At 59.9% G+C, this 9,745-nt stretch carries 10 protein-coding genes; 7 read left to right on the top strand and 3 right to left on the bottom strand.

All coding sequences use genetic code 11. The annotated features are described in order from the left end of the window. Positions 1-110 precede the first annotated feature (110 nt). Genes CUJ84_RS37760 through CUJ84_RS37770 form a run of 3 tightly spaced genes read left to right on the top strand, consistent with a single transcriptional unit; the run spans position 111 to position 3,366 of the window. Positions 111-1,601 carry a DUF4153 domain-containing protein gene (locus tag CUJ84_RS37760; protein ID WP_105010494.1) on the top strand — a complete coding sequence of 497 codons (1,491 nt, stop codon included), beginning with the start codon at positions 111-113 and terminating at the stop codon, positions 1,599-1,601. 47 nt (positions 1,602-1,648) lie between these two features. Beyond that, positions 1,649-2,353: a response regulator gene (locus CUJ84_RS37765; protein WP_018070626.1), complete on the top strand. Its 705-nt coding sequence runs from the start codon at positions 1,649-1,651 to the stop codon at positions 2,351-2,353. Then, positions 2,353-3,366, top strand: coding sequence for a sensor histidine kinase (locus tag CUJ84_RS37770; protein WP_105010495.1), 1,014 nt, complete (start codon positions 2,353-2,355; stop codon positions 3,364-3,366). The genes CUJ84_RS37765 and CUJ84_RS37770 overlap by 1 nt, the downstream gene beginning before the upstream one ends. Before the next feature lie 87 nt (positions 3,367-3,453). On the opposite strand, the gene CUJ84_RS37775 is transcribed toward CUJ84_RS37770, so the two are convergent. Beyond that, the gene (locus tag CUJ84_RS37775) at positions 3,454-4,053 is read right to left on the bottom strand and encodes a TetR/AcrR family transcriptional regulator (protein WP_105010496.1); all 600 of its coding nucleotides are present in this window, start codon (positions 4,051-4,053) and stop codon (positions 3,454-3,456) included. Positions 4,054-4,173: 120 nt separating this feature from the next. On the opposite strand from CUJ84_RS37775, the gene CUJ84_RS37780 reads away from it, so the two are divergent. Together CUJ84_RS37780 and CUJ84_RS37785 are read left to right on the top strand one after the other, a co-directional pair. Further along, complete coding sequence (locus tag CUJ84_RS37780) at positions 4,174-4,602, top strand: tautomerase family protein (RefSeq protein ID WP_105010497.1); 429 nt, start codon at positions 4,174-4,176, stop codon at positions 4,600-4,602. 95 nt (positions 4,603-4,697) lie between these two features. Continuing rightward, entirely contained in the window at positions 4,698-5,138 is a 441-nt protein-coding gene (locus CUJ84_RS37785) for a VOC family protein (protein ID WP_105010498.1), read from the top strand. Between the two features lie 249 nt (positions 5,139-5,387). Here CUJ84_RS37785 and CUJ84_RS37790 read toward each other — a convergent pair whose 3' ends face one another. Together CUJ84_RS37790 and otsB are read right to left on the bottom strand one after the other, a co-directional pair. Further along, the gene (locus CUJ84_RS37790) at positions 5,388-6,152 is read right to left on the bottom strand and encodes an SDR family NAD(P)-dependent oxidoreductase (protein ID WP_105010499.1); all 765 of its coding nucleotides are present in this window, start codon (positions 6,150-6,152) and stop codon (positions 5,388-5,390) included. Positions 6,153-6,429: 277 nt separating this feature from the next. Beyond that, positions 6,430-7,209 carry a trehalose-phosphatase gene (otsB, locus tag CUJ84_RS37795; protein ID WP_199788902.1) on the bottom strand — a complete coding sequence of 260 codons (780 nt, stop codon included), beginning with the start codon at positions 7,207-7,209 and terminating at the stop codon, positions 6,430-6,432. A 125-nt stretch (positions 7,210-7,334) separates the two neighbouring features. On the opposite strand from otsB, the gene CUJ84_RS37800 reads away from it, so the two are divergent. Both CUJ84_RS37800 and CUJ84_RS38575 read left to right on the top strand, forming a co-directional pair. Next, positions 7,335-8,420 (top strand): ROK family protein, encoded by a 1,086-nt coding sequence (locus CUJ84_RS37800; protein WP_105010501.1) that lies wholly within the window; start codon positions 7,335-7,337, stop codon positions 8,418-8,420. A gap of 855 nt (positions 8,421-9,275) precedes the next feature. Then, positions 9,276-9,452 carry a hypothetical protein gene (locus tag CUJ84_RS38575; RefSeq protein ID WP_199788903.1) on the top strand — a complete coding sequence of 59 codons (177 nt, stop codon included), beginning with the start codon at positions 9,276-9,278 and terminating at the stop codon, positions 9,450-9,452. The last annotated feature ends 293 nt before the right edge of the window (positions 9,453-9,745 follow it).

Genomic DNA, 9,745 nt, shown 5'->3' on the forward strand with positions numbered 1-9,745 from the left:
GACGGATGGTGGCTGACGGAGGCGGGCTGGCCCCGAGGAATCCGTGCCGAGGAAATCTCCGTAAGCATGCTCATCGTGATCGAAAAGTGGCATTTACGAGAGGAGCGCCAATGGACACAACCGACACTCTGACAGAACCGATGCCGATCAGGCGTGGCAGTGGTCGGATTGCCACACTGTTTGCGCTGGTGGCGCTGGCTGATTTTCTGATCTTTGGTGAGATGCCTGGGATAAACCTTTTCCTGTTTGCGCTTGCCGTCTGTGCCGGCATTCTCCTTTCGGCCGGGAAGATCCGGGCGTCGTCAATGGCTGCTCTCCTGTTTGGTTTTTCGGTTATGGCGTCGGCACCTCTGCTGGAAGCGCCCTCATTAACCGGCATCAGCCTTTGCTTCAGCGCGCTGATAGCGGTTGCTCTCGCCGGCGCCAGACTTATGCCTCGCAGTCTCACCGGTCTGCCACTAGTGTTTCTCCGTTTCGCTCTTGTTATCCCCTTGCGGCTTGCCGACGATATTAGGAAATATCTTAGGACGCCGGCCAAACGGTTCTCCTTCACCGTCGTTCGGCAGGGCGTCGGCCTCTGGATCATGCCGCTGGTTCTCGCCGCAGTCTTCGTGTTCCTCTTTGCGGCTGCGAACCCGCTTATCGAGATCACGTTGCGCAGTATCCGTTTTGCCGTTCTGTTGCAGTTTCTTGATCTTTGGCGGATCGGCTTCTGGATGATGATCGCCGCTGTGGTCTGGGCGCTGTTGCTGCCGCGCCTAAAGCGTCGCACCGCAAGGTCGCGAGCCGACAGGGCCTTCATGATCGTGCCCATCAGAAACGCACCGCTCGGCCATGCCTCGCTGTTGCGCTCGCTGATCCTGTTCAACGCAGTCTTTGCCGTGCAGACACTTCTCGATCTCGTCTATCTCTGGGGCGGCGCGGATTTGCCCGATCACATGAGCCATGCCGAATATGCTCATCGCGGCGCCTATCCGCTGATTGCGACGGCACTTCTTGCCGCCGGTTTCGTCCTCCTCGCCATACGGCGCGGCGGCCCCGGTGATCATAGTGCGCTGATCCGCGGCCTCGTTCACGCCTGGATCGGCCAGAACATCCTTCTCTGCCTGTCGTCGATGCTGAGGCTCGGGCTTTACGTCGAGGTCTATTCGCTGACGGAACTGCGTGTCGCCGCCGGTCTCTGGATGGGTATCGTTGCCATCGGGCTTGTCTTGATCCTGCTGCGCATTCTGCTCAACCGATCCAATGAGTGGCTGATCGCCGCCAACCTCGCCTCCCTCATCGCCGCGCTCTATATCAGCGCCTTCATCGATTTTTCGGCTGTGATCGCCCGCTTCAATGTCGCCCACAGCCAGGAAATCAGCCAGGAAGGTCCGCCGCTCGACCTCGATTATCTCTCCTCGCTCGGTCCTTCCGTCATTCCGGCGCTCGACCTCTACCTCCTCAAGCTGCCGGATCACCTGATTGACCAGAGGAGCCAAGCGGTGACAGTTCGGTACTACCTCGCCAGGAATTTTGAGATGCGCCGGCGGGACTGGCGGAGCTGGACCTTCCGGGCGGCGCGGCTGGAGAGTTATCTTCTGGCTCCCATTGCAAGATAGAACGAGAACGACAACAACAGGCACGACAAAACAATGCAGGACTGGTGATGGCGCCACGCATTCTCGTCGTCGATGACGAACCTCACATCCGCGACGTGATCTGCTTCGCCCTCGAGCGCGCCGGCCTGGCATGGTTGGCAGTTCGCAACGGCACCGAGGCGATGACCGCCTTCCGCCGCGGCAGCATCGATCTCATCATCCTCGATATTGGCATGCCCGACATGGATGGCCTGGACGTCTGCCGCCAGATCCGCAAGACATCGGGATTGCCGATCCTGTTTCTTTCGGCGCGCGACGAAGAGATCGACAGGGTGCTGGGTCTCGAAATCGGCGGGGACGACTATGTCACCAAACCTTTCAGCCCGCGCGAACTCATCGCGCGGGTCAAGGCGATTTTGAAGCGTAGCGGCAATGGGGCAGAGCCTGAGAGACGCCACGCCACGCTTGTCGCCGGCGCGCTCAGCCTCGATCGCGGCGCCAGGACAGTGACGTTTCGTGATAGCGAGATCGCCATGACGGCGCTCGAATTCGCAATCCTGGATGCACTATTGTCGCGCCCCGATATGGTCTTCAGCCGCGAACAACTGATGGAGGCGGCCTATGGCGCCGGTACCTATGTCGCCGACCGGACGATCGATAGTCATATCCGGAACATCCGGGCCAAATTCCTGGCGGCCGGCGGCCAGGGGGTCATCGCAACCGTTCACGGGATCGGCTTCAAACTCGGCAGCGAGATCGGGAGGCAGGCCTGATGCCGGCGCCGAAGGTCAGGACGAAATGGCGGCCGGCGCTGGCGCTGGTCGTCTATGCCGTGCTTCTCGCCGTCATGGCGCTGCCGGTCCTGATCGTCATCTGGTTTCGCACTGTCGAGGCGAGCTCGCACCGGATGGCGCCGGCGGAAATCATTGCCCTGGCTTTCGCCTTCTTGCTGACGCTTGGCGTTGCCTATGTGCTGACGCGCACCATCACCGGACCGATCGACGCCTTGATCGCCCGCACGGACGAGATCGCCCGCGGCGGCAAGGCGGCGATCCGGCCGCTTGAAAGCTACGGAACGCGCGAGATCGCGGTGCTGTCGCAAAGCTTCCTCGATCTTGCCGGAAAACTGGTCGATCGCACCGAATATATCAGCTCCTTTGCCGCCCATGTCTCCCACGAACTGAAATCGCCGCTGACGGCCATCCGGGGTGCGGCAGAACTTTTGCGCGACGATGACGCCGAGAGACCGATGACGAAGGCGCAGCGTCTGCACTTTCTCGACAACATCGTCGCCGACGCCGTCCGGCTCGATGCATTGCTGCAGCGGCTGAGAGAGCTTGCACAAGCGGAATCGTCGGTGGCCGAAGGCAGAAGCAGCGTCGCAGACATCATATCCTCACTGCGCGAGCGATTTCCCGCCCTGGATATTTCCGGCTGGGGAGATGCGGAAATACCAATTGCTCTTCCTCCCGAGGCAGCCGGCATCGTCTTTGCCAACCTTGCTGAAAACGCCCTTCAGCACGGCGCCACGCTGTTGGAACTTGGAGTATCGGCCGGCGCCCGAACAGCCATCATTCTTGTCCGTGACGACGGCACCGGTATTTCCGAGGCAAATCGCCAACGCATCTTTCAGCCGTTCTTCTCAACCCGCCGCGAGCACGGCGGTACCGGCATGGGCCTCGGTATCGTCCGCGCGATGCTGAGCTCCCATGGCGGTACGATCCGCCTGCTGCCGACGACCGGCGCCGGTGCCGAGTTCGAAATCACCATCCCGGGACCGAGCTGACGTTCCAGAGACTGATGGGAGCACTGCTCGGTAAGGCGATCCCGGCGCTACCCCGTCCTGAGCAAGGCATGTCGTCAAGCGAGTGGATCAGTTTCCAGGCTCTATCGCCGTCAATGCAGCCTGCGCGATGACATCTGCAATGCGTTTGGACAGCGCCGGGTCGGAAGCAGCGCGGGCGAGGGTCACACCGCCACTGAGCATGGCGAGCAGCAAGATCGCCTGATCTTCCCGGCGCCTTTCGGATTGACCCGGTATCTCACCCTCCGGCAAGCCGACCGCAACTTCCTCGATGAGACGTTTGAGTTCTGCCGTATAGGCGCTTCGTGTTTCATCGTCTGCGCGCATCACGTCGGGGGAAAGGCTCGGCAGAGCGCAGCTCTCGCCCAGATCGCAGGTTCTTTTATAGCCGAGATAGTAACCGACGAATGTCGTCAGCCAGTCTTTCGGTTCACTGGCCTTTAGCGCCGCAATTCCTTGCCGCAGCTCTTCGAGGCCCGCCAGCACGGCGGTGCGAAAGGCTTCGCCCTTCGACTTGAAATGTCCGTAGAAGGCACCGTTGGTCACGCCTGCCGCCTTGGTCAATGCATCGATGCCTGCGCCGCCATAGCCTTCCTGTCTGAAAACCCGTCCGGCCGCCGCAATGACGCGCGTTCGGGTCTCCTGCTTATGTTCGGCACTGTATCGCATGTATGTCCCTTTTGAGAGTGATCACTCTTTATGCCTTGCTAAGAGAGTGGTCGATGTGTATGCATAAAGAGCGATCGGTATATATCAAAAGCGGTCACGGTTCAAACAAGGAGATATACGATGCCCATCACCCTCACCCTACCTGAAGGCCTGCTCTCACAGGAGGCCCAGGCGCAAGCCTTTGCCGGATTGACAGACGCGTTGCTCGATGCCGCGGGCTTGACCGGTAACGCTTTCATGACGGCCAACGTCATCGGCACCATCAACGTGCTGCCGCGCGATCATGTGCTTGCTGCGGGAAAGCCGATCGCCGCGGCCTTCATCGAACTCAAGCTGCCCGAGATGGCGCTGGCGAGTGCCGAGGCCAAACAGGCCTTCTTCGAAAAAGCGGCCGATGTCATCGAACAGGCCGCCGAAGGCCGGCTCAAGCGCGAACATATATGGTCGAACATCGTCTACGCGCCTGAAGGGGCCTGGGGTATCGCCGGCCGCAGCTATAACAATGCCGATCTCGTCGGCGCCATCCGGGGTGCGGTTGCCGCCTCGTAACGATCGCGGCGTACGCTCGGAAATCTCAAACTTGATGCAACGCCGGGCCGGCGACACCAAGACGTCGCGGTCCGGCGCCTTGACGGAGCCAAGCCATGCAGCTTGCCAACTATCTGTTCTTTTCCACCGGTTGCGAAGAGGCGCTTGCTTTCTACACCGAATGCGGGCTTGGCCAGATCACGCAATTGAAGCGCCACGGCGCAGACGGGATGCCCGTTGCCACCGACGTCATGCGGGGCAAGGTGCTGCATGCCCGCTTCGAAGGACCCGATGTTCTTTTCTTCGCTTCGGACAATCATGATGCCGAGCCGATGCGAGGCTCCGCCCACATGCTGATCATGGACGACCGCGACAGTACCGACAGCCTCTTCGCACGGCTGGCCGAGGGCGGCAAGATCACGACACCACTCGCCGTCCAGCCATGGGGAAGCTATTATGGCAAGCTCACGGATCGCTTTGGTGTCCAGTGGATGCTCGATTGCCTAGAGCATAATGCCGAAAAGTGTGAGCGGTTTTCGGACGGCATCATGCTCTAACTCTTTAATTTAGAACAGGATTCAGATTTTAGGCCGACCCGGCCTAAAATCATCCTGTTCTACCGTAACCATGTGCTGTCTACACACGAGTGCGAGACGATAATCGCACCGATACATGCGAAAGTCGGCGCCTGGTCGCAATCATTCAGAACATCGTGAGCAGAGGACAATCGGCAGGATGGCAAAGGGGAAACTCGCCCCCAACTAAGCGGCTGCGAGCCACCCTCCCCCCAATCCCGTCTTCGCGTTTCAGCGCGTCGTATAACCGCCGTCGATAACCAGCACTTCGCCGGTGACATAACTTGCCGCTGCCGAACAGAGGAACAATGCGGCACCCGCCACCTCCTCCGGCTGCCCGACGCGTCCCATCGGGGTCATGCTGCGCCAAGTCGGGAACCAGTCGGGATTGTCGATACCGCCGCGCGACAAATCGGTCTCGATATAGCCCGGGGCGATGGCGTTGACGCGGATGTTTTCAGCGGCAACCTCGCTGGCGAGGCTCTTCGTCATCATGTGGACCGCCGCCTTGGAAGTGTTATAGGCGACCTGGTTCTGCGGAATGTTGGACACGATCCCCGACATCGAGCCGATATTGAGGATGACGCCGCCGCCCTGGCGCCGCATAGGTGTGAGTGCGGCGCGGCAGGCGCGGAAGACGGAGTCGACATTGACGGTCATGATCTCGCGCCAGATGGCATCGGAGAACTCGCCGCTGTCGCCATGAATGGCGATACCGGCATTGTTGACGAGGATGTCGAGCCGCCCCGCCCGTGAGAGGGTCTCAGTGACGAGTTCGTCGGCAGCACTTTCCTTCATCAGGTCGGCGGCAACGAAATCGCAATCGACGCCGGCCTTGGAAAGCCGGTCTTCCGCCGCTGCATTGCGGGTTCGGCCCGTGATGATCACTTTGGCGCCCGCCTCGCCGAGCGCCTCGGCGATGGCAAGCCCGATGCCGCGCGTGCCGCCGGTCACCAATGCCACCTGTCCGTTCAGGCGAAATCTGTCGAAGATCATGGCCGGGGATAGCCATGCGCCTTCGTTGCGAAAGATTCGCCCGGCCGGATCTGAATGACTTCCAAGTCAGGTTCCATTGTCTCCTCCTCCGAGGACGGTTCCAGGCCCGCCAGCCAAATTCCCTTTTTGGCTTTATTGTTGAAGGGGAGTGTAGTGGGCTCGTGTCACGCCCGCCACCACGATTCCCGGCTAAAACCGATACTTTTTTGACAATTGACGCTGCGCAGCCGGCGTAAAGACGACAACAATCCGCATGCACATCGTCCAACGGCGTGTCTCAGGCCGCCAAGGCGGCAATCACGTTTCTGACCAGCGCGGAAGAGGACAGCCGGCTCGTGGCGCAGCTCGGAGCGCCGATCGCGCCGACGCGCACGGAAACGCCACCACGCGCATTGGCGATCGCAAACATCGACTCGTCGGTCAGATCATCGCCGATAGTAATCGGGCAGCGGCTCTTGAAGGGGTCGGACTGGAAGAACCGTTCCAGCGCATCGCCCTTGCTCGACCGTGCCGGACGCAGTTCGAATACCATCTTGCCGAGCTGCAATGCCCAGTTCGGCCCGGCGAGCTCCGCATAGTAGTGCATGCGGTCTTCGAGCACCTTTTCATATTCGGGCGCGAGCCGGTAATGGGCGGCAACGGCCGCACCCTTATCCTCGATCAAGACTCCAGGATAGTGCTCGGCTTCCGCGGTCAGCGCATGCTTCAGCGCCTGAAACTCAGCTGTCGCCTCGACCGTCTGCATGCCCGCAGCGTTCCTGATTTCGGCGCCGTGAAGGCCTGCCGTCGGAAATTCAAAGGGTTTGAACAGCTCGTCTGCATAAGCAAGTGATCGTCCGGTGACCAGCGCCAGGGCGCCTCCGAGCTTGTTCGACAGGCGATGAAGTTGTCCGGGAAGCGCTTCTGGGACCTCGATCGCATCCGGTGTGGGCGCAAGATTGAGCAGCGTCCCGTCGATATCGAGAAACATCGCCCAGTGGTCGGGCTCTTCCAAGACCAGTGAAAGCATTTCCTGAGTAGCGTCGTCGTCGTGCACGGCATTCTCCAAACTCTGCAACCATTGAAGCTAGGTCGCCGGCCGACAAGGACAAGGTGGCTTTTCAGACTCCGGAACATCCTGAGGCTAGTCCGCGTTGTATCTCGCCGCCCCGTTCGAGCACTCGCGCCGTAGAAGGTACCTTGATGGCCAAAAGCAGTTCCGATCCCCGTGATGAGGTCAATGCCCCGCTGGCACATGGCGCTTTAAACCTGCCACTGGTGACGATCGACGACTACAACAACGAACTGCGTGACAAGGATGGTTTCGTTGGCGACAACGCCAACAAGAAGACTTTCCAACAGAAGCTCGACGACTGGAGAAAACGCATCCGCAAGGTCGGCGACGACCCGATCGGCAAGACCGCGACGGCGAAGCTTTCCAAGAAGAAAATCGATGCCTTTCTGAAAGGCGACGATATGGAAGCGGCGGCATTGGTCATGGGGGCGGTGGAGGACTTCGCTAAGGACTTTGCCGATGTGATCGGAAAATTCCTGAAGGACAGGCGCTGGGTCAAGACGGAACGCATCGTCGTCGGCGGCGGCTTCCGGCAGAGCCGCTTTGGCGAGCTGGCGATCGCCAGAACCATGGTTATTCTCAAGGCGGCCGGCGTCGACGTCGAAGTCGTGCCGATCGTTCACCACCCCGATGAGGCCGGACTGATCGGTGCGGTCCACCTGATGCCGCGCTGGATGTTCAAAGGCCATGAGGCGATCCTGGCCGTCGATATCGGCGGCACGAATGTTCGTGCCGGCGTCGTTAAATTCGGAAAGGACGACGTGCCGAATTTTGCGGATGCAAGCGTCTGGGATTCAGCCATCTGGCGTCATGCCGACGACGAGCCGAGCCGCACTGCGACCGTCGAGAAGTTGGCCGCGATGTTGCGAGATCTGATCGGCAAGGCCGAAAAGGCCAATCTCAGGCCGGCACCCATCATCGGGATCGCATGCCCCGGCATCATTAAAGCCGATGGCTCCATCGAACGCGGCGGACAGAACCTGCCCGGCGGAAACTGGGAGAGCGACAGCTTCAACCTTCCCGCCGCGCTGATGAAGGCCGTTCCTGAGATCGGCGAGGACAGCACTTTCGTAATGATGCACAACGATGCCGTCGTGCAGGGATTGTCGCAGATCCCCTTTATGAACGACGTGTCGAGATGGGCGGTGCTGACCATCGGCACCGGGTTGGGCAACGCGCATTTTACCAATCGCGAGGGAGCGAAGGCGCGATAGTGGAATCCTGCCTCGTGCGGCACCCGCTGACCAAGAAAAGCGGGATTGACCGCGATGCGGGTTCGGCCGGCGCCGGGGAGCATTATGGTAAATAGCAGGTAAACAAGAAGGAATTCCGTAGACGGAAGCGAACTCGCCAATAAGTTCCGCTAGGGGGATTGCCGCTCTGCGGAACATGGAATGATAACTGGCCGATCGGGTTAGCGGCAAATGTCCGCGATACCAACGCACGGTCCTGGCCAGCACATCGATCATACCCGCGGAGACCTGATTCGCCTAGCACGCGCTGTTGTGATCTTCACGGTTGATGACGCCCCGGGATGTCGGCAATCCTATTCGCGCTCAACTGCCGGGATGTGATTGGACTGGTGTCATCGGCCTGGCCTAGCCATTAATCGGATCTCCGGACAAACGAACCTCCAACCCCCTTAACGTCAGCTGCCCCCGCATTCAGCCGACTTAGATCGGCGCGAGAATTCAGGTTAGACGTCCCCTCCCCCGATAACGCGCAGCATCCTCGCCTGTCGTAGGACCCGCAGCCGGCATTTCGCAATTCTGGCGATGCCGCATGATCCGAGACAGCGCCGGTCGCCGGTGTCGGCGGAGATGCGGCCTTTCGCGTGTCGGGCTGGTCTCTGCGAGGCCCTCTTTGATCTCTGCGCGCAGAAGCGAACCGGGATGTCTGGCGTCGCTGCCGCGTTTGGAGGCAGCGCTTGGAAGATGGAGGCCTCCCCTCCCCTATCCTGCCTCACGTTGGAAAAGATGGTGATAACGCCGCCGGGCCGTTCTCTGCGGCTTCAAATTGCGCTTATCTCTACGGCTTCACGCAAGCCATGCGCAGACGAAAGATGGATCATGAACTTCAAGGGAATAAGCGCTCCGCTCAATGCTGGTCGTCTCGAACAAATGCTCGGCCTTGCTCCGTCACGCCGCGATCCTGAAACCCAGGACGCAAGTGATAAGCCTTCCGGCAATGAATCCGTCCGTGGGCTGGAAACCGAAAATCTATACCGTTCGTCCGCCTACAAATGAGAAACGGGATTGCCTGATCGGTCGGTGCGAAGCAGCGGTAGGTGCTCTTCGATGAGCTGGCAACGACGCTGAGTCGCATCGGAAATGTGCTGCGATACTTTAAGGCTGGCTTTGATGGATGCGGACACGGCGACCATTGTCAGCTGACAATTGAGCTAAGATTCCGGAATTCCACATGATTTTTTCGTCGAATCCGGTTTGTTATCCATTTGCTAACCAAGAAATCGCTTGACGGAATCGGCAGACTCACGATCATTTGCGCAAAATGACCCGATTTATCAGGATTTGCGTGA

Origin of the sequence: Rhizobium leguminosarum (genome assembly GCF_002953715.1) — a bacterium.
GTDB classification, from domain to species: Bacteria; Pseudomonadota; Alphaproteobacteria; order Rhizobiales; family Rhizobiaceae; genus Rhizobium; species Rhizobium leguminosarum_V.

What these genes read in the sequence shown, in the direction of transcription:
- CUJ84_RS37760 (WP_105010494.1), top strand. Translation starts at nt 111, where the DNA reads ATGGACACAACCGACACTCTGACAGAACCGATGCCGATCAGGCGTGGC.
- CUJ84_RS37765 (WP_018070626.1), top strand. Translation starts at nt 1,649, where the DNA reads ATGGCGCCACGCATTCTCGTCGTCGATGACGAACCTCACATCCGCGAC.
- CUJ84_RS37770 (WP_105010495.1), top strand. Translation starts at nt 2,353, where the DNA reads ATGCCGGCGCCGAAGGTCAGGACGAAATGGCGGCCGGCGCTGGCGCTG.
- CUJ84_RS37775 (WP_105010496.1), bottom strand. Translation starts at nt 4,053, where the DNA reads ATGCGATACAGTGCCGAACATAAGCAGGAGACCCGAACGCGCGTCATT.
- CUJ84_RS37780 (WP_105010497.1), top strand. Translation starts at nt 4,174, where the DNA reads ATGCCCATCACCCTCACCCTACCTGAAGGCCTGCTCTCACAGGAGGCC.
- CUJ84_RS37785 (WP_105010498.1), top strand. Translation starts at nt 4,698, where the DNA reads ATGCAGCTTGCCAACTATCTGTTCTTTTCCACCGGTTGCGAAGAGGCG.
- CUJ84_RS37790 (WP_105010499.1), bottom strand. Translation starts at nt 6,152, where the DNA reads ATGATCTTCGACAGATTTCGCCTGAACGGACAGGTGGCATTGGTGACC.
- CUJ84_RS37800 (WP_105010501.1), top strand. Translation starts at nt 7,335, where the DNA reads ATGGCCAAAAGCAGTTCCGATCCCCGTGATGAGGTCAATGCCCCGCTG.
- CUJ84_RS38575 (WP_199788903.1), top strand. Translation starts at nt 9,276, where the DNA reads ATGAACTTCAAGGGAATAAGCGCTCCGCTCAATGCTGGTCGTCTCGAA.